This window comes from Alteromonas sp. AWJ4_199 (assembly GCF_056159165.1).
The window spans coordinates 2,758,208-2,780,621 of sequence record NZ_JBSWUR010000001.1; the positions used below are offsets into that span (position 1 = coordinate 2,758,208).

At 44.7% G+C, this 22,414-nt stretch carries 24 protein-coding genes; 10 read left to right on the plus strand and 14 right to left on the minus strand.

The window, feature by feature from the left end; all coding sequences use genetic code 11:
- Nucleotides 1-34: 34 nt before the first annotated feature.
- The 5 genes from folK to sfsA all read right to left on the minus strand — a co-directional run bounded on the left by folK (nt 35) and on the right by sfsA (nt 4,367).
- Nucleotides 35-550, minus strand: a complete 516-nt coding sequence (folK, locus tag ACXAER_RS12080; RefSeq protein ID WP_474829545.1) for a 2-amino-4-hydroxy-6-hydroxymethyldihydropteridine diphosphokinase — start codon at nt 548-550, stop codon at nt 35-37.
- The gene (gene pcnB / locus ACXAER_RS12085) at nt 543-1,865 is read right to left on the minus strand and encodes a polynucleotide adenylyltransferase PcnB (protein WP_474829547.1); all 1,323 of its coding nucleotides are present in this window, start codon (nt 1,863-1,865) and stop codon (nt 543-545) included. The genes folK and pcnB overlap by 8 nt, the downstream gene beginning before the upstream one ends.
- Nucleotides 1,866-1,963: 98 nt before the next feature.
- Nucleotides 1,964-2,887 (minus strand): tRNA glutamyl-Q(34) synthetase GluQRS, encoded by a 924-nt coding sequence (gluQRS, locus tag ACXAER_RS12090; protein ID WP_474829549.1) that lies wholly within the window; start codon nt 2,885-2,887, stop codon nt 1,964-1,966.
- Nucleotides 2,888-2,960: 73 nt separating this feature from the next.
- Nucleotides 2,961-3,410 (minus strand): RNA polymerase-binding protein DksA, encoded by a 450-nt coding sequence (gene dksA, locus ACXAER_RS12095; RefSeq protein ID WP_474829551.1) that lies wholly within the window; start codon nt 3,408-3,410, stop codon nt 2,961-2,963.
- 240 nt (nt 3,411-3,650) lie between these two features.
- Nucleotides 3,651-4,367 (minus strand): DNA/RNA nuclease SfsA, encoded by a 717-nt coding sequence (sfsA, locus tag ACXAER_RS12100; RefSeq protein ID WP_474829553.1) that lies wholly within the window; start codon nt 4,365-4,367, stop codon nt 3,651-3,653.
- 190 nt (nt 4,368-4,557) lie between these two features.
- On the opposite strand from sfsA, the gene pepB reads away from it, so the two are divergent.
- Nucleotides 4,558-5,841, plus strand: a complete 1,284-nt coding sequence (gene pepB, locus ACXAER_RS12105; RefSeq protein WP_474829555.1) for an aminopeptidase PepB — start codon at nt 4,558-4,560, stop codon at nt 5,839-5,841.
- Nucleotides 5,842-5,887: 46 nt separating this feature from the next.
- Here pepB and ACXAER_RS12110 read toward each other — a convergent pair whose 3' ends face one another.
- The gene (locus ACXAER_RS12110) at nt 5,888-6,070 is read right to left on the minus strand and encodes a helix-turn-helix domain-containing protein (RefSeq protein WP_118491748.1); all 183 of its coding nucleotides are present in this window, start codon (nt 6,068-6,070) and stop codon (nt 5,888-5,890) included.
- 497 nt (nt 6,071-6,567) lie between these two features.
- Here ACXAER_RS12110 and ACXAER_RS12115 point away from each other — a divergent pair, with 497 nt between their 5' ends.
- Nucleotides 6,568-7,170, plus strand: coding sequence for a YhgN family NAAT transporter (locus ACXAER_RS12115; protein WP_118491750.1), 603 nt, complete (start codon nt 6,568-6,570; stop codon nt 7,168-7,170).
- The gene (locus ACXAER_RS12120) at nt 7,171-7,749 is read left to right on the plus strand and encodes a YjaG family protein (protein WP_474829558.1); all 579 of its coding nucleotides are present in this window, start codon (nt 7,171-7,173) and stop codon (nt 7,747-7,749) included. It begins immediately after the preceding gene.
- A 63-nt stretch (nt 7,750-7,812) separates the two neighbouring features.
- Here ACXAER_RS12120 and rsmD read toward each other — a convergent pair whose 3' ends face one another.
- A complete protein-coding gene (gene rsmD / locus ACXAER_RS12125) occupies nt 7,813-8,484 on the minus strand; it encodes a 16S rRNA (guanine(966)-N(2))-methyltransferase RsmD (RefSeq protein ID WP_474829560.1) in 672 nt (223 codons plus the stop codon).
- A 66-nt stretch (nt 8,485-8,550) separates the two neighbouring features.
- Here rsmD and ftsY point away from each other — a divergent pair, with 66 nt between their 5' ends.
- Genes ftsY through ftsX form a run of 3 tightly spaced genes read left to right on the plus strand, consistent with a single transcriptional unit; the run spans nt 8,551 to nt 11,878 of the window.
- Nucleotides 8,551-10,161, plus strand: a complete 1,611-nt coding sequence (gene ftsY / locus ACXAER_RS12130) for a signal recognition particle-docking protein FtsY (protein ID WP_474829562.1) — start codon at nt 8,551-8,553, stop codon at nt 10,159-10,161.
- A 26-nt stretch (nt 10,162-10,187) separates the two neighbouring features.
- Nucleotides 10,188-10,901 carry a cell division ATP-binding protein FtsE gene (gene ftsE / locus ACXAER_RS12135; protein ID WP_474829564.1) on the plus strand — a complete coding sequence of 238 codons (714 nt, stop codon included), beginning with the start codon at nt 10,188-10,190 and terminating at the stop codon, nt 10,899-10,901.
- Complete coding sequence (gene ftsX, locus ACXAER_RS12140; RefSeq protein WP_474829566.1) at nt 10,898-11,878, plus strand: permease-like cell division protein FtsX; 981 nt, start codon at nt 10,898-10,900, stop codon at nt 11,876-11,878. The genes ftsE and ftsX overlap by 4 nt, the downstream gene beginning before the upstream one ends.
- On the opposite strand, the gene ACXAER_RS12145 is transcribed toward ftsX, so the two are convergent.
- Both ACXAER_RS12145 and ACXAER_RS12150 read right to left on the minus strand, forming a co-directional pair.
- A complete protein-coding gene (locus ACXAER_RS12145; RefSeq protein WP_474829568.1) occupies nt 11,879-13,114 on the minus strand; it encodes an EAL and HDOD domain-containing protein in 1,236 nt (411 codons plus the stop codon). It lies immediately after the preceding gene.
- Between the two features lie 153 nt (nt 13,115-13,267).
- Complete coding sequence (locus tag ACXAER_RS12150) at nt 13,268-14,494, minus strand: EAL and HDOD domain-containing protein (protein WP_474829570.1); 1,227 nt, start codon at nt 14,492-14,494, stop codon at nt 13,268-13,270.
- Between the two features lie 624 nt (nt 14,495-15,118).
- Here ACXAER_RS12150 and rpoH point away from each other — a divergent pair.
- A complete protein-coding gene (rpoH, locus tag ACXAER_RS12155) occupies nt 15,119-15,973 on the plus strand; it encodes an RNA polymerase sigma factor RpoH (RefSeq protein WP_179984771.1) in 855 nt (284 codons plus the stop codon).
- A 112-nt stretch (nt 15,974-16,085) separates the two neighbouring features.
- Here rpoH and ACXAER_RS12160 read toward each other — a convergent pair whose 3' ends face one another.
- From ACXAER_RS12160 to pip, 3 genes are all read right to left on the minus strand, one after another.
- The gene (locus ACXAER_RS12160) at nt 16,086-17,000 is read right to left on the minus strand and encodes a bifunctional GNAT family N-acetyltransferase/hotdog fold thioesterase (RefSeq protein WP_474829572.1); all 915 of its coding nucleotides are present in this window, start codon (nt 16,998-17,000) and stop codon (nt 16,086-16,088) included.
- A gap of 232 nt (nt 17,001-17,232) precedes the next feature.
- Nucleotides 17,233-17,670: a D-aminoacyl-tRNA deacylase gene (gene dtd / locus ACXAER_RS12165; RefSeq protein WP_474829574.1), complete on the minus strand. Its 438-nt coding sequence runs from the start codon at nt 17,668-17,670 to the stop codon at nt 17,233-17,235.
- Nucleotides 17,667-18,644 carry a prolyl aminopeptidase gene (gene pip / locus ACXAER_RS12170; protein WP_474829576.1) on the minus strand — a complete coding sequence of 326 codons (978 nt, stop codon included), beginning with the start codon at nt 18,642-18,644 and terminating at the stop codon, nt 17,667-17,669. Before pip ends, dtd begins: the two co-directional genes overlap by 4 nt.
- 188 nt (nt 18,645-18,832) lie before the next feature.
- Between pip and ACXAER_RS12175 the strand changes: the two genes are divergently transcribed.
- Entirely contained in the window at nt 18,833-19,075 is a 243-nt protein-coding gene (locus ACXAER_RS12175; protein WP_025257569.1) for a hypothetical protein, read from the plus strand.
- Entirely contained in the window at nt 19,072-19,710 is a 639-nt protein-coding gene (locus ACXAER_RS12180; protein ID WP_474829578.1) for a DUF2959 domain-containing protein, read from the plus strand. The genes ACXAER_RS12175 and ACXAER_RS12180 overlap by 4 nt, the downstream gene beginning before the upstream one ends.
- Nucleotides 19,711-19,851: 141 nt before the next feature.
- Here the strand turns inward: ACXAER_RS12180 and ACXAER_RS12185 are convergent, their stop codons facing one another.
- Together ACXAER_RS12185 and metF are read right to left on the minus strand one after the other, a co-directional pair.
- Nucleotides 19,852-20,736: a virulence factor BrkB family protein gene (locus ACXAER_RS12185; protein ID WP_474829580.1), complete on the minus strand. Its 885-nt coding sequence runs from the start codon at nt 20,734-20,736 to the stop codon at nt 19,852-19,854.
- Nucleotides 20,737-20,962: 226 nt separating this feature from the next.
- Nucleotides 20,963-21,850, minus strand: coding sequence for a methylenetetrahydrofolate reductase (gene metF / locus ACXAER_RS12190; protein WP_474829582.1), 888 nt, complete (start codon nt 21,848-21,850; stop codon nt 20,963-20,965).
- A 160-nt stretch (nt 21,851-22,010) separates the two neighbouring features.
- Here metF and metJ point away from each other — a divergent pair, with 160 nt between their 5' ends.
- Entirely contained in the window at nt 22,011-22,343 is a 333-nt protein-coding gene (gene metJ / locus ACXAER_RS12195) for a met regulon transcriptional regulator MetJ (protein ID WP_014950979.1), read from the plus strand.
- Nucleotides 22,344-22,414 lie beyond the last annotated feature (71 nt).

Sequence of the window (22,414 nt, forward strand, 5' to 3'; positions counted from 1 at the left end):
CTCAGATTGATATTTGTTGATATCGTGTGGCGAACTATACGGATTTTGTTGCTAATTGGAAGTCTCGCAGGCGACTAAGTCCGTCTAGCGAGCAGTTAGCAACCCACGCTGAAATAGGCTTACCGTCGTGCATTACCATATTAGGGGAAATTTCAAACAAGGGGACCATAACGAACTCACGCTCAGCCATACCGTAGTGAGGAATAATCAAGTCTGCAGTATCGATAGTTTCACTGCCGTATAGCAATATGTCTAAGTCCAGCGTGCGTGGGCCCCAGCGTTCACCCTTACGCTCGCGGCCTTCTTCTAGCTCGATGCGCTGAAGTTGTTTTAATAGTCCGTGAGGTTTGAGTGACGTTTCTATTAAGCATACTGCATTAATATAATCAGGCTGGTCTTGCGGCCCCATCGGCTTACTGGAATAAAGTGAAGAGGTTTTAAGTACGCGAGTATCTTCTAATTGGTTAATGGCATCAAACGCACGCTGCGCTTTTTCTTGGCTATTGCCAAGGTTGCTACCTACGCCAATGTAAACGTGCTCTTTATGCATCTGGACCTCGTTTCGCTGCTGGTTTACGCTTGCGTTTACGCGGTGCACCTTTTCCGCCACCCTCGCTTTTGCGAAGTGCGTTAAGCATGCCTTTTTGTTTACCATTGTCAGCGTGCTGGAAGTGCGTCCACCACTGGGCGAGTTCAAGCAGGTCGCCGCCTTCTATTTGACCTCGAGCCAATAAGAAGTCATAGCCAGCTCTGAACTTAGGGTGAGTAAGCAATTGAAACGCGCGACGACCAAAGCGTTTGGGAAGGCGTTGCTGTAAAATCCAGATGTCCCGTACCACGGTAGAGAAGCGCTTAGGGATCATAATGCGTTGCGTCTGACGGGCAATAACCTCGCCTGATGCAATGTTAAACGCATCGTGTGCGTTTAAGCCAGATTCGCTTTGCAAGCGTTGAGACTGCTCTTCAACCGGATACCACAATAGTGCCGCATAAAGGAAAGCGGGGGTAACACGCTGGTCGTTGTTAATGCGTTCATCGGTATTGGCAAGCACGCGGCGTACAAACTGCATTTCTCGGCTGTTTTCATCTTTTAAAAACGGCGTAAGCTGAGGGAATAAAGGCTCAATTAAACCGTATTCGTGCAGCATTAAGAAGGTTTCTTCTCCTTTACCCGATAAAAACAATTTAAGGGTTTCTTCAAACAAACGTGCTGGTGGTATGTTCTGAAGAAGGTTCGCCAGAGATTTTATCGGTGCCGCGGTTTTTTCTTCGATGCTCATGCCCAGTTTAACGGCAAAACGTACCGCACGTAGCATTCGCACTGGGTCTTCACGATAGCGTGTTTCTGGGTCGCCAATTAGCTCAACTTCACGCTTTTCTATGGCGGCTAGACCATTTGCAAAGTCTTTCACCGTAAAGTCAGCCACGCTGTAATACATGGCATTAAAGGTAAAGTCACGACGCTCGGCATCTTCTTCGATAGAGCCAAATACGTTATCGCGAACTAACTGACCATGTGCATCACGCTTTGCAATAGCTTTGCCCTTTGGCAGATTTTCGTCTTCGTCGGACTCTTGGTGGTGACCACGGAATGTGGCAACTTCAATAATTTCTCGACCAAAAACAATATGAGCTAAGCGAAAGCGCCTGCCTATCAAGCGGCAGTTTCTAAATAATCCCTTAATCTGTTCAGGTGTAGCATTAGTCACCACATCGAAGTCTTTTGGTTCGTGACCCATCAAAATATCGCGTACACAGCCTCCGACCAAATAGGATTCGAAGCCAGCTCCATTAAGGCGATACATTACTTTCAATGCATTTGCGCTTACATCTTCACGAGAAATGCCGTGTTCTCCACGGGTCATTGTCCTTGGCTTCAAAGCGTCAGAGGACGAGCTCTCTTTTGAAAAAGCGCGCTTAACAGATTTAAAAACACGATGAATGATGATGGTATCTCCGCAGACTATAAAGGTTCGCTATAATAAGTGGATTCATGCTGTGGAACAATAATTTCGGGTGTTTTCACTACTTTTTTCCTATCCCACATCGAAATAGCCGCTTTAAGCGCTGAATCAATATCATCAAATTCTGATGCAATTGGAAAGGGAAAGCCTAAAAAGTCCATTACACGCACAATATTATTTAGCGCTGTATTGTTATTAACGGGGGCTGCTCGGTTTTGTTTACTGAGTTTTCTGCCTGGTGCGACAGCCGCTACCGGCACATGCCCGTATTGAGGGGCGGTGTAACCAAGTGTTTTATACACCGCGCGTTGCAATGGCGTCACATCAATAAGGTCGCACCCTCTGATTACACAGTTAACTTGCTGAAATACATCGTCCAAAATGACCACAAGATTGTAAGAAAACAAACCGTCACGTCGCTTTAGTAGTACATCTTCGGCGTTTAAGCTGGCGCTTGAACTAGAAGGCGTAACCTCACCCATGAGCACATCTTCAAATGCCTCAAGTGGCGTATCTACTTTTAGGCGCAGTGCACAGTCCTGTGTGGCTGAGCACACTGACTTGTCTCGACAATTGCCGTTATAGATACCGCCCATAGCTTTAATTTGCTTACGTGTACATGTGCAAAAGTAGGCATGCTTTTGAGCAAGTAAATCGTTAAGGAACGCTTGATAACGAGGATGTTGCTGACTTTGGTAAATGACATCGCCATCCCAATACAAACCATGGGCTTCAAGTGTGGTGAGGATGTCCTTGTCGACGCCTGCTATACAGCGTGGTTCGTCGATGTCTTCCATGCGAAGCAACCAAGTGCCGTTGTGGCTTTTCGCGTCTAGGTAGCTGGCGACAGCAGTAACGAGTGAACCGAAATGTAATTGGCCGGAGGGTGAGGGAGCAAAGCGCCCTACATAGTGGTTATGCATAATTAAGGTTTAACAAAAAGCCCCATCTTTTTGGGATGAGGCTTTCTATATCAACATACTCGCGGTTATTAGCTTAACCTTGAAGTTGTTTTTCTTTGATTTCAGCCATGGTCTTACAGTCGATACACAAATCAGCTGTAGGACGCGCTTCTAAGCGACGGATACCAATTTCGATACCACAAGAATCGCAGAAGCCGAAATCGTCTTCTTCAATGCGCTTAAGCGTTTTTTCAATTTTCTTTATTAGCTTACGCTCACGGTCACGTGTACGTAACTCAAGGCTGAACTCTTCTTCTTGAGCTGCACGGTCTACAGGATCAGGGAAGTTTGCTGCTTCATCCTTCATGTGCGTTACCGTACGGTCAACCTCTTCACGAAGTTGATTGCGCCACGCTTTAAGCAATAGACGAAAGTGCTCAAGTTGGGCCTCGCCCATGTACTCTTCGTCAGCTTTTGGCTCGTACGGCTGCAAACCTGCCAGCGCTAATAGTCCCAGGGATTTTGTTTCTTTTCCTGTTGGCATCTGCCACATCTCCTACACTACGACATCCATCTTGTCCTGATTGGACCGATATCTATATCAGACTCGACAGCTTCAGGCAATCGATCGTGTCTATGTAATTATTATGCTGGTGTGTTGTTTCTAACATTTGCCAGATGTTTAATCACTTATACGACTGGCTACCAGCAAACGCATTAGTGCGTTCTACCACTAAAACAAGGCGCAAATATGAAGGCGAAATGAAAAAAATCAACCTATTTTTTATAAAATCACAGGGAGTATTTGATTTAATTGAATTTTTTGTTCATCAATTATACAGCCTGCGGCAAACAGAGTTACACCTGCATTAGCGGCAATCTGTACGCTTTCTGCATAGGTTGGATCAATATGCTTTGCAACTTGAACACTTTCAATAGCGGTATGTTGCACACAGAACAACAAGCTAGTTTTTACACCGCTTTGCGCTAGGCGAGCTAGCTCTAAGCAGTGTTTTGCACCTCGCTGGGTTACCGCATCGGGAAAGTAGCCTTTATTATTTTCCGCTAAGGTAACGGACTTTACTTCCATATATTCTGTAAGCTCTTGACCCTGCGTGTTTTCTCGCGTTAACGCGAAGTCGAATCGGCTATTGGCAGTTGGTGGTGTTACTTCTGCTTTCCAACCGCTGATATCGGAAAATTCATCTAGCACCTTGTTATCTAGTGCTTCTGCCACCAACTTATTAGCATTGTGTGTATTGATACCGATGAAGTGGCCATCAAACGTTTGTGCAAGTTCCCATGTATACTTTAGCTTTCGTTTAGGGTTTGTCGACTCACTTAAAAAAACCGTGTATCCCGGCTCAGCGCAGCCGGACATTGCACCTGTATTTGGACAATGAGCAGTAACGATTGAACCGTTGTCTAGCTCAACGTCGGCAAGAAATCGCTTGTACCTTTTAATTAAGGTGCCGCGTAATAAGGAAGGTGAAAACTTCATGTATCGCCTTTTTTTAAAAATTAGGTTCACCGCGTAGGCGTTTCCTGCTGGTACTCGTGTGCTATAGCATCGGATTTATGGGAAACGCGCTACATGTTCGCGGTATGCAGGCAAAAGAGAGTAACAAAGATTTGAGCAAGCGCAAAAAGCGCTTATCGAAAACATAACGATGTATAAGGAATAAAACGCGATGGCAGAATTTACCGTTAGCCTTTCAACCAATAGTGCTGAAGCTGTATGGGGCGAAAGCGCTAAGCTTTCTTTCACTGAATCAGGCGCAGTTATTCACCTACCTGATGACAAGCTTAACGAGCGAGTAATTCAGCAAGCAGCGAGAAAGCTAGATGGTCTAGGGCTGCCTGCCGTTACGCTGAAGGGTAATTGGCATAAAGAACAACAGTGGGCCTTTGCACTTAGCTTTACACGTGCACTTAAGCCTGCCTCTATCCAATGGGCGGATACTGCTGACAGAGCAACGCTAGAGCAGGAGTATGCGGCATTATTATTTACTCGACAGCTGGTAAACGAAACGCCGGAAGACCTTAGCCCTGAAACCCTAGCGACACGCGCTGCGCAATGGCTGAAATCACTGGGTGGGGACAAAGTCACTTACTCAATGACTGTAGGTGAAGATCTTAAAGAGCAAGGCTGGATAGGTATTTATAACGTAGGTCGTGGTAGTGAACGCCCGCCTGCAATGCTAGTCCTTGATTACAATCCTACAGGCAACGCAGATGCTCCCGTCGATGCCGTGCTAGTAGGGAAAGGTATCACGTTCGACAGCGGTGGTTACAGCATTAAATCTAGCGAAGGTATGTTAGATATGAAGTGCGACATGGGTGGCGCGGCAACGGTAACAGGTGCGCTAGGCTTATCTATTTCTCAAGGCAGTGAAAAGCGTATTCAGCTTATTTTGTGCTGTGCAGAAAACCTTATTAGCGGTCACGCTTATAAGTTGGGTGATGTACTTACCTACAAAAATGGAGTAACCGTTGAAGTTGTTAACACTGATGCAGAAGGGCGTTTAGTACTGGCTGATGGTTTGATGGCGGCAACGGAAACTGGCGCACCGCTTATTATCGATGCAGCAACGTTAACCGGTGCAGCAGTGGTTGCACTGGGCTCTGATTATCATGGCGTATTCTCTCTGGATGACAATGCACGCGAACAAATGCTTAAAGCAGCGAAAGCAGAAAATGAACGCTTTTGGCCATTACCCCTTGAAGACTTTCACGCAGACCGTTGCCCTTCAGCGTTTGCTGACACGGCGAACAGTCGCCCGATGAAAGGTGGCGGTGGTGGCGGTGCGTCAAACGCTGCGGGCTTCTTATCGCGCTTTGTTAAGCCTGAAGGCTGGGTGCATTTAGATTTGGCTGCGGCCTATCACGGTGGTGCAACCGCTGAAATGCCGGTAGGTGCTACAGCAAAAGGCATTCGTTCAATTGCCAGAATGCTAAAAGATTTCACTGCATAAATAAAAAAACAGGGGGGCTTCACAGTGTGTCGCCCCTTTTCGTTAACTAGATCCCGCCCAAGCGTTCAGCAAGTTTCTTATAACGTTCAACGTCACCGCTATCAAAAAGTGGGTTACCGTCGGTATCTTTGTCTTTTGATACTAAAAGGCTTTCGCGCTCTAGACGCTCTACGCGTACTTCTTGCACACCCAGAAATGCCGCCACTTCTTTTACCGTCATCAAACTCATTACAATTTTTCCTATTGTGGTTGTTTTTGTTAGGTTTTAACCAGGCCTCTACTTCGGTCAAGGCTGTGTGATTTTGTCATTACATCAGAAGCGCTTTGTACAAGACATTACCTAAAAGGCGAATAAAATACTTAACATCCAGCTATGGTGAGAGTACTTATTTACGCATTGCATAAACCAAACGCTAGATAAGGTTATCGTTGCTACGCCTGTTGCATACTGCTTCCTATTGTTTTAGTTAAGCCCATTTCTGCCATTTTTCGAGTCTTTTTTAGCGATTCTTTTAATGTTCACTAATGTTGAGTATGTGCTTTTTGCTTAGAAATCGGATTTAGATCGATATAAAGAGCAGTAGTCGAGTGTTAAAAGGTGTTTTTTACTCACTCTGCTTGGTTTACCATTGCGCGCCATAACCACCTATCTGCATGAATATTGGGTTATACTTTACAATTCACGCTTAAATTGGGCTTACGCTCTCAATCGGAGACAATAAAAAAATGGATACCTGGTCCGCTGCCGTCATGCTTTTTTTGATCATGGATCCGCTTGGTAATCTGCCGGTTTTTATGTCGGTGCTTAAATCCATTGAGCCTAAAAGGCGGCAATTTATTCTTATACGAGAACTATTGTTTGCGCTTGGTATTTTATTCTTATTTCTGTTCAGCGGTCAGTCGGTTCTTAACTTTTTGAATGTAGAGCAAGAAACTGTAAGTATTGCCGGTGGCATTATTTTATTTCTTATCGCGCTTAAGATGATATTTCCTTCGTCAGGCAACCCAAGTGGTCTTGCTGTGGGTGAAGAGCCTTTTTTGGTGCCTCTTGCTATTCCTATGATCGCAGGCCCTTCAACCTTAGCGGCGCTAATACTCCTTGCTAATCAAGCGCCGGATAGAATGGTTGATTGGTCACTAGCGCTTGCTGCTTCCTGGTCGATTAGCGCTGTCATCTTATTATTTTCAAACGTGTTTCATAAAATTTTAGGGGAGCGTGGCCTAGTTGCGATGGAGCGATTAATGGGTATGATCCTCGTTATGATTGCTATCCAAATGTTGTTAGATGGCGTTACCAAATATTTCATGCATGCCACTGGAGCCCTTTAAATGGCAAAGCAAAAACTTAATACCTTTGGGCGTGTTCGCGCCTTGGAAGGCTGGAAATCCGTTGCATTCGGCGCTGCTTTACTTGAACGTATGCTGCCTAACTACACGCTTTTTTGTGAGCTTACAGAAAGTGGTGATGCGAATGCCTTACGCAACTGCTTAAACTTGGTCTGGGAAACACTTAAGTCTCCTAAAAGTAAATTTAATATTGCGGTACAGCTTGAAAAAGTAGAAGTTGCCACCCCGGATACCAGCGAACACGATAACTATGGCGTGTACCCTGCTATTGATGCAGCCATCGGTTTAGCGGGCTTGCTTAATCTAATAGCAGGTGACGACCCCCAAGGTGCTGTGGTGATCAGCAAACTATCTCAAGGTAGCGTTGAAGCTTATTTATTAGAAAGCGAAGAAGCTGATGATGAGACCGTGAAAGGTCATCCACTTATGGAATTTGAAGTAGAGGTACAAAACGAACTGCTCGATTACGTTGAGCAGGCTAAGTATCCCGCAAAGGCAGCAGACGAAATGAAAGCCCTCGCGCTGGAAGCGGGTATCTCAAACATAGGCCTTGAACTTTAAAGTAGCTAGGCCGTGCACTCTAGGTAAGTTCACGGCTTTGCGCTACGCTAAGCGTACGTTCTATTAGCTCACTTCTATTAACATGTAGCGCAGTGCGCTGGTGTGTTTTTCCTTAATAACTTGCCAGTGGGTAGGTAACGTTGGTGTTGTGAGCGTACCCTCATGCTCTAAGTAAACTACGCTGCCGCTTTGCACTAGGTTATTTTCTGCAAGCGATATAAGCGAAGGTGCTACTAAATCTTTGCCGAACGGCGGATCAACGAATACTACATCGTAGGGTGATCCGTTGAGCCCCTTCAAGATGTTTAGCGCATTACCTTTATGGACATTGGCTGACGCTACTTCATTTGCTTTAAGCAAAGAAAGATTACTTTCTAGCTGCGAAGCAGCCTGATTATCTAATTCAATAAAATCGCAATGTGCCGCATAGCGTGATATTGCTTCTAAACCCAGTCCACCTGAGCCCGCAAATACATCTAGACAGCGTGCGTCGTTAATATAGGGCATTAGCCAGTTAAATAAGGTCTCTTTATTTCTGTCGGTAGTAGGCCTTAACCCTTCTGCGTTTAGTACAGGCAGCTTCCTACCGCGCCATTGACCACCAATAATGCGTATTTGCCCCGTGCTATTTTCACGGTGGGCTCTACCATTTTTTGGTGAATGAGGTTTTTTTGCAGAAGATGGTGCCCGAGTGGGGCGAGAAACTCGCTTCATAGTGGCCGACAATGGTATCATGCGTTCATACATTAGGCGGCAAGTGTAGCCGAAATTGCTAAGAATTTATAAGGATTTGTCCTAACGATGTCGAAACTTTTTGGCTGGTTCAGTAAGAACAAGAAAGCAGAGAAACAAAAAGCCCAAGCGGAAGAAGCTCGCTTAAAGTCGGAAGCCGAAGCAAAGGCGAAGGCTCAAGCGGAAGAAGAGGCTCGCGCAAAGGCAGAAGCTGAAGAACAGGCAAAAGCCCAAGCGGAAGAAGAGGCTCGCGCGAAGGCCGAAGCTGAAGCACAGGCTAAAGCCCAAGCGGAAGAAGAGGCTCGCGCGAAGGCCGAAGCTGAAGCACAGGCGAAAGCCCAAGCGGAAGAAGAGGCCCGCGCAAAGGCGCAAGCCGAAGCACAGGCTAAAGCCCAAGCTGAAGAAGAGGCTCGCGCAAAGGCGGAAGCTGAAGCACGGGCGAAAGCGCAAGCGGAAGAAGAGGCTCGTGCAAAGGCGGAAGCTGAAGCACAGGCGAAAGCCCAAGCGGAAGAAGAGGCTCGTGCAAAGGCGGAAGCCGAAGCACAGGCTAAAGCCCAAGCGGAAGAAGAGGCTCGTGCAAAGGCAGAAGCTGAAGCACAGGCGAAAGCCCAAGCGGAAGAAGAAGCTCGCGCAAAGGCGCAAGCCGAAGCCCAAGCTGAAGAAGAGGCTCGCGCAAAGGCAGAAGCTGAAGCACAGGCTAAAGCCCAAGCCGAAGAAAAGCCGAAAGAGAAAAAGTCGCTATTCGCACGCTTGAAAGCCAGCCTATCTCGCACAAAAGAGAATTTGGGCAGTGGTATCGTTAGCCTATTTAAAGGCAAAACTATTGATGATGAGCTGTACGAGGATCTTGAAACACAGCTTTTAGTGGCCGACGTGGGCATGGATACCACTCAGAAAATTATTGACCACTTGACTGATAGTGCTTCTCGTAAAGATCTTAAAGACGCGGAAGCTTTACTGGAGATCATGAAGCAGCAAATGTCGGGTATGCTGTCTGAAGTAAACCAGCCGCTTTCTGAAGTTATGAAAGCGCACGATTCTAGTGAAGGCCCGTTTGTTATCTTAATGGTTGGCGTAAATGGTGTAGGTAAAACCACCACTATTGGCAAGCTGGCTAAGCAGTTCCAGCAAGAAGGCAAGAAAGTGATGCTTGCCGCCGGTGATACCTTCAGAGCTGCTGCCGTTGAACAACTTCAAGTATGGGGCGAGCGCAACGATATTCCTGTTATTGCACAGCATACTGGGGCTGACAGTGCATCGGTACTTTATGATGCGCTAGAAGCGGCCAAATCGCGTGGCACAGATATTCTTATTGCTGACACCGCAGGGCGTTTGCAGAACAAGAACAACTTGATGGAAGAGCTAAAGAAAGTGGTTCGCGTAATGAAAAAGATCAACCCGAACGCGCCTCACGAAGTTATGCTTACACTAGACGCTGGTACCGGGCAAAACGCCATTAGCCAAGCTAAGTTATTTAACGAAGCCGTGGGCTTAACGGGTATCACCCTTACCAAATTAGACGGTACAGCAAAAGGCGGTGTTATATTCTCTATTGCCGATAAGTTTAAAATTCCTATAAGGTATATAGGTGTTGGCGAAAGTATCGATGACTTACGCCAGTTCGACGGCCAAGAGTTTATTGACGCCTTGTTTAGCGAAATGGACACACCTGAAAGCTAAAACCAGCAAAGCGGTAGGGAAAAATAATGATAAAGTTTGAGCAGGTAAGCAAAACCTATCCAGGCGGGCAACGCGCGCTTAGTAAGGTTAATTTTCATATCGCCCCGGGTGAAATGGCCTTTCTAACAGGCCATTCAGGTGCAGGAAAAAGTACACTTCTCAAACTTATCAGTATTATGGAGCGCCCAACAGTAGGGCGCGTTCTCATTAATGGTCACGACCTTAACGCCATTACCCGTCGAGATATTGCCTACATTCGTCGCGATATCGGGATGATCTTCCAAAGTCACCAGCTGTTAATGGATAAATCGGTTTTTGACAACGTGGCGTTACCTCTTGTCATTGAAGGGTACACCCATAAAGAAATTCGCAAGCGTGTAGAAGCCGCACTTGAAATGGTGGGGCTTAGAGACAAAGCCCGTTGCTTACCCATTACGTTATCTGGTGGTGAGCAACAACGGGTGGGTATTGCGCGAGCAGTGGTAAATAAACCTCCCTTATTGCTAGCCGATGAGCCAACCGGTAACCTCGACCCTAAACTTTCAATGGAAATTATCCGTTTGTTCGAAGATTTCAATCAAGCGGGAGTATCTGTGCTGATTGCGACTCACGACTTAGGACTAATTGCGCGTATGCGCTACCGCACGCTTACCCTTAAAAACGGGCAAATGATTACTGATGGGCTAACCGACGATATGGGTGGCGCGGGTTCAGGTAATGGCGAAGGAGAGTGGTCGTGAGTATTTTATTTAAGGGGCGGGCACAAGGCGCATCTTCAGCAAAAGTGGGCATGGTACAAATTATTATCATGTTTTTTGTCAGCCATGTGCGACAAGCCCTGTCTAGCCTTGGTGAGCTTTGGCGACAGCCCTTAGCCTCGTTAATGACAATAGGTGTTCTGGGTTTGAGCATAACCTTGCCAAGCACACTTTATATCATGGTAAAAAACACCGAGAAAATTACCGCTGGCTGGGATCAGGCATCAGAAATTTCTCTTTTTCTCAAGCCTAATATCAATGCTGCAAGCTCACAACAGCTGGTCGCAAGACTGAATACTTGGTCTGAAATAGACAGTGTGGTTTACATTCCTGCCGATGATGCGCTCAAGGAATTTCAGCACTTATCTGGATTAGGCGATGCCATCGCGTATCTTGAGAAAAACCCACTTCCGGATGTTGTATTAGTTACCCCTAATGAAAAGCATGCTTCACCCACTGCAGCTAAAGCGCTGTTAGACAAGCTTCGCCAGCAGCGCGAGGTAGACATCGGAAAGCTTGATATTGAGTGGTTAGAGCGCTTGTACGCAGTTATTGATATTGCAAGAGACTTAGTTACTTTAATTGGCCTGCTTTTGTTTATTGCTGTAGTGCTTATTATTGGTAACACTATCCGACTGAATATACTCAACAAATACGATGAAATTGTAGTAATGAAGCTGGTGGGAGCTACCGATGCGTTTATTCACCGTCCTTTTTTATACACAGGTTTTTGGTATGGCTTACTAGGCGGATTAATGGCGTGGTTTGCCGTAATTATTATTTTGTGGTGGATGGATAGCAGCATAACCACATTTGCTGCTATGTATCAGAAAGATTTTAATATTACCGGGCTGACCGGTTCAGCATTGCTAACCATGCTAGGGCTTTCAGTACTATTAGGCTTGCTCGGATCTCTAATCTCAGTGCAACGTCACGTAAAAGAGATCGAGCCTAAATAATTAAGCAGTAGCGCGCGGGTAATGTGATGAAATAGCGCTGCGTACGCCGTTACCCCAGGTAATAGCCTGGTTATACAGCATATGTAGTTGCTTTTGGTCAATGTTCAGCAACTTTGCTTGCTTGATTACGTTCATCCAAAGAGCACTTTCAAAGGCGCGAACTAACGTCATGTAGTTGTTCATTTCTAGGTTTTTGCCCAACAAAGCGTCATTCACCTCTTCAGACAGCGGAAGCTGTTTAACAATGTCAGTCATAGACTGGTCGAGTAAACCTTCAAGTAACGAAAATAGCCCAACTAAGAAAGATATGGGCGGGTTATTCTTAATGCCCCTGCGCTCGGCCAGTAAATCAAAAAACTTAGCGCGTACAAGCGACATATGAATGATTTCTAGGGGCTTTTCATCGCCTAAATTAGTCAGACTTAATAACGCGATAAATTTCTTAATTTCAACTTCACCCATGTAATTAAGGGCGTGCTTTAACGATGTAATCTTATAGCGCTTATTGATGGTCGGGTTATTTATGAACTTAAGCAATAAGAAACTAAGCGTGGCATCGCGTTCAATAATTTGGCTAATGCGCTCTATGTCAAAGTTAGTACTTGAGCTTTCCCCCATTAAATCAACGATGTTCATTTTAGAGGCCGGAAGCTGTTTAAGAATGCGCGCTTCGGGCTGAGAAAAGAAATAACCTTGGAAAAAGTCGAAGCCTAAATCTACACAAGTAGAAAAATTATCTTGGGTATCAACCTGCTCAGCTACAATTTTCACATTTGCATCATGATAGCGGGGGATATGCTTTTCGATGGTTTCAAAGCGAGTCTTAGTGACATCTACTTTTACTATGTCAATCAGCGGGAAGATATCATGTGTCGCGCCTACCATCATAGGGTCGTCGATGGCGAGCTTAAAACCAAGCTGCTTGATGTGCTGGCATGCTTCGAACAGGCCGTTGGCGTTATCGGTAGGGTCGGCCAGCTCAACAACAACCGACTCAGGGTTAAGCGAAGTTGGAAAGCGTGAAATAATGGTATCAGGTGAGAAAGTGATAAATGATGTTTTCTCACCGCTTATATCGTCAAGCCCTAGTGGATGAAAGTGCTCTGAAATATATTTAGCTTTCTGGTCACTGTGCTCTGGATATGCACCAGATTTACCATCCCGAAATAATAGCTCGTAAGCAAATACATTTTTGCTTTTGTCTAAAATAGGCTGGCGAGCTATGAACGCGAACATAAACTATTCCTGAGGCAACATGGTTTAACGACGTTTCAATTGGTATCAAATGGGCTTAGAAAATATATAGCCACATCCTAGTCTATGATATGTAGGTATAATCTAACAATAAATCAATGATTATTTTGAAACCGCATTCTTTCATTAAGCTTCTTAGTCATCTTTCAATGCTGAGTTATGAATGTGTTTTGCCCACTTAATAGCTTCATTGTAGTAGCTGTGTAGTAGGCTTTGTTTCATCTCATATTTTGCCGCAAATTGTTTAACGCCCATCCAGTTAGCTCGCTCGAAATACTGAACAAGTATCAAACAATTACGTAGCATACCGGGTGTGCCGCAAAGCGCGCCCTTAACATCATCACTGATTGGTACCTTGCTTACCAGATCATCAATACGTTGCTCCATCATGGCGTCAAGTAAAGACAGTAGCCCAGTGAGAAAGCCTTTAAGCTGGTTGTCAGGAGTCTCAAGCTGGATAACTACTAATTCACAAAACTTTGCACGCACCAGTGCCATTTGCATCAATTCGCTGGGCTGACCATCGCTTAAGTTGGCAAGAGCAAGTAAAGATATAAATTTCTTCACTTCTACTTCACCCATAAAGGTTAGTGCATGCTTAAGTGACGTTATCTTATGGCGCTTATTTACCATCGGATTATTGATAAAGCGCAGCAGCAGATAGGTAAGCGATGGATCTCTTTCAATAATCTTATTCACATTATCGAAATTAAGCTTTGGTTGGCTGCTTAAGGTGAACAGTTCCATCATAGTTAGGCTGCTTGGCCCCAACTTCCTGTGCCTAACGATTTCTGGCTTAGCAAGAAAATAGCCTTGAAAATAATCAAAGCCCATGTCTTTGAATTTATGAAATTCTTCATAGGTTTCAATTTTTTCAGCTACAAGCTTAATGTTGTTTGATTTAAAACGCGCTACCAAAGCGGGTATTTCAGTGTGAGGAATTTCGGTGATATCAATTTTCACCACACTGGTGAAGGGAATAAAAGCTTCCCATTTTCCCTTCATGTCATAATCATCTAGGGCAATTGGATACCCCAATCCACGGATATGTTTACAAGCCGCAACCAAGGCATCATCTACTTCTACGGTTTCAACAATCTCGATTACAACTTTGTCCGCATCCAGCGACGTGGGAAAGCGAAACATTAGCGTATCTCGATGAAAATTGATGAACGCTTTTTTGTCTCCGGTAATTTCTTCAATGCCCAAGCTTAAGTGAGTAGAGGTGAGAATTTTCGAGGTGGCCTCATCGGGGGGGATATCCGGAAAGCAATTTTCCTCGCCCACGCGAAAAAGCAGTTCGTAAGCGTAAACCTCACGGTTTACATCAAATATGGGCTGTCTAGCGACGTAAGCAAACATTAAATTCCCCTTTGCTTTACTTGCCTTACTCCTTCCTTAAGTATTTCCCTTCCAGTTTTTTATTATTTTTGTCTGGAAAATGCTGTGCAGCGGTCGTAGTGCAAAAGCGATTGATACAATCTAATATTTTCAATTTCCAAAGAGAAAAGCAAGGTTTAAACTATCGGTAATATCACAGTAGCGCTACAGTATGAGTTTAAAAATCATTCAGAGTGGGTTTGGTTAATAAATGTGTTTGCGCTGATGCAGGTAACTTATAAACGGTAGAATTCATACCAGTGAGATTAGCTTTTAATTCTTGCTATGTAATTAAAGTATAATAACGTAGTGGTTAAATGACCTACCCAGCTACCACTTAATGCAGGCCAATCATTGAACGGATGTGGCGTTAGTGGAGTATGAAGTCAGAAGTGCTTGCGCTCGGAGGAGTGGCTAGGAGCTTCAACTTAGATAGCGTTAAACTGATGGTTCTTTTGTAAAGTTGAACTTTTTTTCTTATTCTAGGTCTTGATATTGTAGAAATAGTCACTATACCTACATATCGATTAGACTTCATATCTTAATTAGGTCTCGCGCAGCTTCGGTTACTTTGCTAATATGAAGCGGCAATAAATGAGGTGAACAATGAGCAACAATTTGCAATCTATGGCCCTGTCAGTGCCTCACAGCGGTAGCATCGAAGGCTACATTCAAGCTGTAAGCAGCATTGATATGCTTAGCGCTGAGGAAGAGCGCGAGTTGGCAGTGCGCCTTCGCGAAGACGAAGACTTACAAGCCGCTCGTAAGCTAGTAATGTCACACCTTCGTTTTGTAGTGCACATTGCAAAATCTTACTCAGGTTATGGCTTACCCCAAGCCGACTTAATTCAAGAAGGTAACATCGGCCTAATGAAAGCCGTTAAGCGTTTCGACCCTACAGTGGGCGTGCGTTTGGTTTCTTTTGCGGTACATTGGATCAAAGCAGAAATTCACGAGTTTGTACTTAAAAACTGGAGAATAGTTAAAGTTGCGACAACCAAAGCGCAGCGTAAACTGTTTTTTAACCTTCGCAAGGCGAAAAAGCGTCTTGGTTGGTTTACCCATGCTGAAGTGCAAACCGTTGCGGACGAATTGGGCGTGAGTACAAAAGAGGTGCTTCAAATGGAAGCACGTATGAGTTCTCAAGACCAAGCATTTGACTTAACTGCGGATGAAGATGAAACAGGCAATTTCGCACCAGTTCAATATCTAGAAGACAAATCTTCAGATGTTGAAACGGATGTGATTAACAATGACTGGGATACAGCGGCGAGCAAGCGTTTGTATTCAGCAATTAAAACGCTAGACGAGCGTAGCCAAGACATCATCGAAACTCGTTGGTTAGCAGACAATAAGATTACGCTGCAAGATCTAGCTGATAAGTATCAGGTATCTGCAGAACGTGTTCGTCAAATAGAAAAGAACGCGATGAAAAAACTTCAAGCTGCTATGGTTGCGTAGTACACGCAGTAAATGGCTTACACAAAAGCTTAACTTTGAAAAAAGCGCCTATAAGGCGCTTTTTTTATGTGTAGATTTTTATCGCAAGTGGCAAAGCGGAGAGCCTGCAACGCTACTCTTCTTCGTTTTTAGAAGGGGGAAGAACGTAGAAGACACCGTCAAATTCCGCTACCGGCGTATCTCCATCCAAAATAGCCACACTTAACTCGAAACGTGCTTTTTTTTCGTTTTCTAGGGGCTTGAACTTACCCGATAAGGTTTCAATATTACAGATCGCCCTTGGCTTCATAGTGATGGGCTTGTGGTAATGGATATCCCCATCGCCCAATACAATATCACCGTCTAAACCACGCTCTTTAAGCTGCAAGTAAATCATGCCCCAGCCTGTTAACGTGGCTAAAGAGAATATACTGCCGGCAAACATAGTGCCGTGAATATTAATGTTTTTATTTAGCGACGCGCGGGTTTCTAGGGTACGCCCGGTGTATTGGTATAGTTTAATACCCATGTGCTCGGTAATAGGTATGGTCTCTGACCACGTCTCCTGCAGCGATTTACACCACTTAGGATGTAATACTAAGGTATTGCTTTCAGTGAATTTCTTGACCATTTGCTGGCGCTTTAGCATGCCTAATTCGTTAGGGGCTTCACGCTCAATTTCAAAACCGCACGCACTAAAAAAGTCGATGGATATTTCGCGGCTATTTGTTACTGCTCGCTCAGCACCTAAGTCTTTAGCAACGTTTTCCAGCGCTGCCATTATCATCTGACCTAAGCCTTTGCGTTGATGGTCTTGGTGTACCGCGATATGTCGAATTTGTGCTTCCTCAGCAGTGTTCAAATGAACACGGCCACAGGCTACAATTTCGTTCTTACGGTTGGTAATAATACGATGCTCGGCGACCTGTTCATATTCGTCTTTTTCAGAGCCAGGAGGGAAATTCCATGGTTGGCGCAAGTGCTCCCATCGAAAATGAAAATAGGCTTCAAATTCGGCGTCGCTTTTAGGCGTAACTACCTTGTACACAATAAACCGACCTTCTTAAATGAGTGAAGGAGTATTTAAACGTAAGAACCCATGAGGTACAAGTTTAATTATGTAAGCAAACTTGGAATGCCGAAGAAGTACACAGTCACCAGTAAACCGAAGGGCCCAATAGTTACGGACTAAACAGCAAGGAATACCCGAATTGCTTTCGCATAGCTGGAAAAAGAAAGGTTTAGCCGCCTAGTGCAGCGAGACGCGCCCCTTTGAGCTCTTAGACACTAAACTGAAAAGTAACAGGCCCGTCATTAATAAGGCCAACCTGCATGTCTGCACCGAACTCGCCTGTGGCTACTTTCATGCCTTTATTTTTAAGGGCCTGCACAAATTGCTCATAGATAGTTCGACCATGTTCAGGAGATGCACCGCGAGAGAAGCCTGGACGATTCCCTTTTTGAGTGTCTGCAACAAGCGTGAACTGAGACACCACCAGTATTTCCCCATCGACTTGTTCAATATTTAAATTCATTTTGCCATCTTCATCGCTAAAGATACGATACCGACAGAGTTTATTCGCAAGCTTCTCTATTTGCGCTTCGCTGTCTTCCTTTTCAACACCTAACAGCACCAACATGCCTTTGCCAATCTCACCAATAACGTTACCGTCTACAGTTACATTAGCTTCTGATACCCGTTGGATAAGTCCTATCACTTTGATGACTCCTGAATAAAGCGTGACATGTCGCGAGTAGCACGGCAAAGGGCATAACCTATACTGGGTTCGGATGTGCTGTGCCCCGCATCTGGGATGATTTGTAACTGGCTCTGAGGCCATGCTTTGTGAAGTGCTTCAGCAGCTTCGGTTTTACAGATCATATCGTAGCGACCGTGAATAATAGTGCTCGGAATATGACTTATTTTATCAATGTTTTCAAGGATGTAGTTTTCATCTAAAAAGCATTTGTTAGAAAGGAAGTGGCATTCTAAAGTTGCTAGGCAAGTGACCAATTGCATGGGGTAATTGTCAGTGGACTCACCTACGCCGGGGGGTAAAGTAATGCGCGACAATCGCTCTTCCCACTGATACCAGCGCTTTAAGGCAGCGTGACGCAGTACATCATTGCTAGAGCGTACCATTGCGCTATAAAAACTGCAGACTGTGCTCGACGTCACCGGTGTAGGAACATCCTTGGTGAATTTGCGGTAGTACTCGGGAAATAACTGGGCAGCGCATCCATTTGGCGATAAAAACCAATCTCTGTCTTCTTGCCTGGCTAAAAATACGCCGCGAAGAATGAGACCTGTTACTCGCGGGGTATACTTGAGCGCATAAAGTAAGGCAAGTGTTGAGCCCCATGAACCGCCGAACAGCAAAACTTTTGGTATAGAAAGGTGAGTTCGTAATGCTTCTATATCTTCAACATTAGACCAAGTATCGTTGTTTATCGTATCAGCGAGGGGGGTAGAGCGGCCACAACCACGTTGCTCATAACCTATAATGCGATACTTGTTGCTATCAAAAAAGCATTTGTAGTTAGGGGGTAAGCCTGCGCCAGGCCCGCCGTGAATAAAAAACACGGGGATGCCGTTTGGATTGCCACTTTGCTCGAAGTAAAGCGAATGCCCACTTCCCACTTCGATAAATCCGTTTTCATAGTAGGTAACATCGGGGTAAAGTCGTTTCATTTTGTTTCTGCGCGTTGTGTGAGTGCCTGTTTTAGTTTAGTTTATTATTATTCAAACGTTTGCGTGCTGACTGCTTCAACGCTGTTTTTGCTTGTTAAATAAGCGATTAACGCTAAGTCTATACTATAGAACAAGTGTCATTACGTGCTAGCTAATCATATTATAGTCATAAATGCGAGGATGTTTATATGGCAGGTCAAGGATCAGGCGGTAACGTAATCGCCGCAATTTGTAACTTCTTTATTCCTGGGTTAGGTCATCTAGTACAAGGAAGAATTTTAGGTGCATTGTTCTTTTTCATCACAGTGGGCGTATGTTATGCCTTAGCTGCAACTGTGGTACTTGCCATTGTCTTTTGGCCTTTAGGCGCCCTTTTGCATTTGATTTGTATTATAAGCGCAGCACGTTTTAGAGGTGGAGTAACCGCATGAAGTTAATCGCATCAGCATTTGTTGCTATGCTTGCCCTTAGTGGGTGTCAGTCTGCATACTACGCAGCATGGGAAAAGGTGGGCGTTGAAAAGCGCGATATCTTAGTTGACCGCGTTGAAAACGCTAAAGAATCTCAGGAAGATGCACAAGAGCAGTTTAACTCTGCATTAGAAGCATTCAGCGCTGCAGTTGCGTTCGATGGTGGAGAGCTTGAAGACGTTTACAACCGCTTGAACGGTCAGTATGAAGACAGCGTTGCCGCTTCAGAGGAAGTGAGTTCACGCATCGATAAAGTGGAAAGCGTTGCTGAAGCTTTATTTGATGAGTGGGCAGAAGAGCTTGAAAAGTATCAGAACGCATCGTTGAAACGGGATAGCGCAGCAAAGCTCCGCGAGACCAAGCGTCGCTATTCTTCATTAATGACAGCTATGCGTAAAGCTGAAAGCAAAATGCCGCCAGTATTAAGCGCACTTCAAGATAATGTGCTGTACCTTAAGCACAACTTAAATGCCAGCGCCATTGGTGCACTGCAGGGCGAACTTTCTACAATTGAAAACAATGTTGCTCAGCTTATCAGACAAATGAATTCAGCTATCGCTGAGTCTGACGCCTTTATATCTTCAATGAAAAACTAGCCGTTAGTTAGGCATCAATTATAAAGAAGGGAGCTTGCAGCTCCCTTCTTTCGTTTTATACATTTTTTGAGAGCATCTGTGCACACTGGTTTAAAGCCGCCCCGAAAGGTAAATCATTACTACGCCTATAGCCTTGGTCGACTATTCCTTTGGAACCTTGCGCGGCTCGTTCTCTGCTTTACGGTTTTCGAAAGCTTCTCCTAAACTGCACGTGAATTCTGCACCGAACAGCACAATTATCCACGACAAATATACCCATAAAAACAGGATAGGTACCACCGCAAGAGCGCCATAAATTAACTCATATGAAGGAAAGTTCGTTACATACAACGCAAAGCCCGATTTAGTAATTTCAAAAGCTATGGTAGCCACAATTGCGCCTATGAACGCATGGCGGGCAAACACTCTTCTATTTGGCACAACCATGTACAAAATAGTGAATGCGAGCATGGCAGCACCGCTTGGCACAAGGCTGAGTAAGAAGGTTCCCAATCCAGGCGTGTACTCTTCGGTAAAAGCAGCAAGGCCAGTTAAATAGGAACTTACTACTACGCTAGAACCAATAAGCATAGGCCCTAGAGTGATCACCATCCAATAGATAGCAAAAGTGTACACTATGGGTCTGTCACTTTGCGTGCGCCAAATTCTATTAAGGGTTTTATCTACGTTTGATATGAGCATTAGCGCGACGACCAGCAGCGACAAAATACCAATGGCACTCATTTGTGAGGCATTGCCCACAAAATCGGTCATGTATTTATGTACCACATCACTGGCGGTAGGAACAAAGTTGCTAAAAACAAAATGTTCGAGCTTGCTTCTCACAGATGCGAAGGCAGGAAAAGCCGACATAATGGTAAAGGTCACCATGATAAATGGTACTAAAGATAACAAGGTTACATAGGCTAAGTGCCCAGCAGAGATAGTAATATTGTCTTCTCTACAGCGCTTTATGAAGATGCTAAAGAGCTCTCTAACCTGAGGAGTAACATTGTTATATAAGGTTTTAACCTTGTCTAAATCCACTCAATTTCTCCTGACGATACCGTTTAAATGATAAATAGCGCGGTCTTATCTATGCGGACTGGTATAAGGCATCGATAGTTCATTACTTGTTTTATCAAATGGTAACTGCGGGCGGCCTTGGTGGCAAAGTTTAATGCAGGTTTAAAACAACAAAGGCGCATTGATTGCGCCTTTTGTGGAGTGAATCATGCAAACATGACATCACTCTTGTGATAATTGTTATTTATTAAACGCCTGGACGCACACCTAGCATGTGACAGATAGCATAGCTCAACTCACTGCGGTTTAAAGTATAGAAGTGGAAGTGTTTTACCCCTTCTTTAGCCAGCACTTTAACTTGGTCCATAGCAATGTTAGCGCCTATTAAATTACGGGTTGCTTGGTCATCGGCATCAAGGCCGTCGAACATTTTGTGCAACCATCCAGGAACATGAACATTTGTGAAACCAGCAAATTTAACCAGTGTTTGGTAGTTGGTTACCGGCAATATACCCGGAACGATATCTAAGTCGACACCTGCTGCGGCAGCGCGGTCTCTAAATCGAAGGTAAACACTCGTATCAAAGAAGAATTGAGTTATTGCTTCTGTGGCACCTGCTTCTGCTTTGCGTTTTAGGTTTAGTAGATCAAACTGCGCATTTGGTGCTTCAGGGTGCTTTTCTGGGTAGGCAGCGACAGAAATATCAAAATCGGCAACGTCTTTTAGTAAGGCAACAAGGTCAGAGGCATACATTTCTGTTTTTTCTACTCCTGACGGTAAGTCGCCGCGAAGTGCAACAATACGGCGAATGCCTGAATCCCAGTAGTCTTTTGCAATTTGCTTTAATTCATCACGGCTTGCGTCGACACAGGTTAAGTGAGGAACGGCAGCAACGCCTGTTTGCTGTTGAATACGTTTTACCACATCGTGGGTTCTGTCACGCTCACCGCTATTGGCGCCGTAAGTAACCGACATGTAGCTTGGCTTTAACGGTGCTAGGCGTTCAACCGACTTCCACAGGGTTTGCTCCATGGCTTCCGTTTTAGGCGGAAAGAATTCAAAAGATACATCAATATCACGCAGCTCCGACAGGGACTGGTTTAATGCATCGATACCTTGTGCGTAAGAAACCATGGTTTATACTCTCAAAAATGTAATCTTATAGACGTTTAGACGTCTAAATTAAAGAATATATGTCTAGACGTCAAGAGGTTTACACTGCTCAATTGACCTTTTCGTGAACTTGTTTAGAATTTCTCTTCATAATATAAAAAGAGTAGACCGAGTTAGTACAATGGCAGAATGGAACGGTAAATATATTCACCCCTACGCAGAGCATGGGAAAAAGAGCGAGCAGGTAAAGAAAGTCACTGTTTCTATACCTATTAATGTGCTTAAAGCACTTACTGATGAGCGTACCCGCCGCCAAATCAATAATTTGCGTCACGCCACTAATTCGGAACTGTTGTGCGAAGCATTTTTACACGCGTTTACTGGCCAGCCATTGCCTAACGATGATGACTTGCGTAAAGACAATCCTAATCGCGTGCCGGCTGAAGCTAGGCGTATTATGGAAGAAATGGGCATTGACCCAAGCTTCGAAAATGATGTGTCTGAAGACGACTGATATTTAGTATTAAAGAGAAACGGCGCTGTGTTGTAAGGCTTTACTAGTTTATAGCCTACAACACAGCGCCG

Bases quoted from the DNA above. Each gene is read 5' to 3' on its own strand.
- folK (WP_474829545.1), bottom strand. From the start codon at position 550: ATGCATAAAGAGCACGTTTACATTGGCGTAGGTAGCAACCTTGGCAAT.
- pcnB (WP_474829547.1), bottom strand. From the start codon at position 1,865: ATGACCCGTGGAGAACACGGCATTTCTCGTGAAGATGTAAGCGCAAAT.
- gluQRS (WP_474829549.1), bottom strand. From the start codon at position 2,887: ATGCATAACCACTATGTAGGGCGCTTTGCTCCCTCACCCTCCGGCCAA.
- dksA (WP_474829551.1), bottom strand. From the start codon at position 3,410: ATGCCAACAGGAAAAGAAACAAAATCCCTGGGACTATTAGCGCTGGCA.
- sfsA (WP_474829553.1), bottom strand. From the start codon at position 4,367: ATGAAGTTTTCACCTTCCTTATTACGCGGCACCTTAATTAAAAGGTAC.
- pepB (WP_474829555.1), top strand. From the start codon at position 4,558: ATGGCAGAATTTACCGTTAGCCTTTCAACCAATAGTGCTGAAGCTGTA.
- ACXAER_RS12110 (WP_118491748.1), bottom strand. From the start codon at position 6,070: ATGAGTTTGATGACGGTAAAAGAAGTGGCGGCATTTCTGGGTGTGCAA.
- ACXAER_RS12115 (WP_118491750.1), top strand. From the start codon at position 6,568: ATGGATACCTGGTCCGCTGCCGTCATGCTTTTTTTGATCATGGATCCG.
- ACXAER_RS12120 (WP_474829558.1), top strand. From the start codon at position 7,171: ATGGCAAAGCAAAAACTTAATACCTTTGGGCGTGTTCGCGCCTTGGAA.
- rsmD (WP_474829560.1), bottom strand. From the start codon at position 8,484: ATGATACCATTGTCGGCCACTATGAAGCGAGTTTCTCGCCCCACTCGG.
- ftsY (WP_474829562.1), top strand. From the start codon at position 8,551: ATGTCGAAACTTTTTGGCTGGTTCAGTAAGAACAAGAAAGCAGAGAAA.
- ftsE (WP_474829564.1), top strand. From the start codon at position 10,188: ATGATAAAGTTTGAGCAGGTAAGCAAAACCTATCCAGGCGGGCAACGC.
- ACXAER_RS12145 (WP_474829568.1), bottom strand. From the start codon at position 13,114: ATGTTCGCGTTCATAGCTCGCCAGCCTATTTTAGACAAAAGCAAAAAT.
- ACXAER_RS12150 (WP_474829570.1), bottom strand. From the start codon at position 14,494: ATGTTTGCTTACGTCGCTAGACAGCCCATATTTGATGTAAACCGTGAG.
- rpoH (WP_179984771.1), top strand. From the start codon at position 15,119: ATGAGCAACAATTTGCAATCTATGGCCCTGTCAGTGCCTCACAGCGGT.
- pip (WP_474829576.1), bottom strand. From the start codon at position 18,644: ATGAAACGACTTTACCCCGATGTTACCTACTATGAAAACGGATTTATC.
- ACXAER_RS12175 (WP_025257569.1), top strand. From the start codon at position 18,833: ATGGCAGGTCAAGGATCAGGCGGTAACGTAATCGCCGCAATTTGTAAC.
- ACXAER_RS12180 (WP_474829578.1), top strand. From the start codon at position 19,072: ATGAAGTTAATCGCATCAGCATTTGTTGCTATGCTTGCCCTTAGTGGG.
- metF (WP_474829582.1), bottom strand. From the start codon at position 21,850: ATGGTTTCTTACGCACAAGGTATCGATGCATTAAACCAGTCCCTGTCG.
- metJ (WP_014950979.1), top strand. From the start codon at position 22,011: ATGGCAGAATGGAACGGTAAATATATTCACCCCTACGCAGAGCATGGG.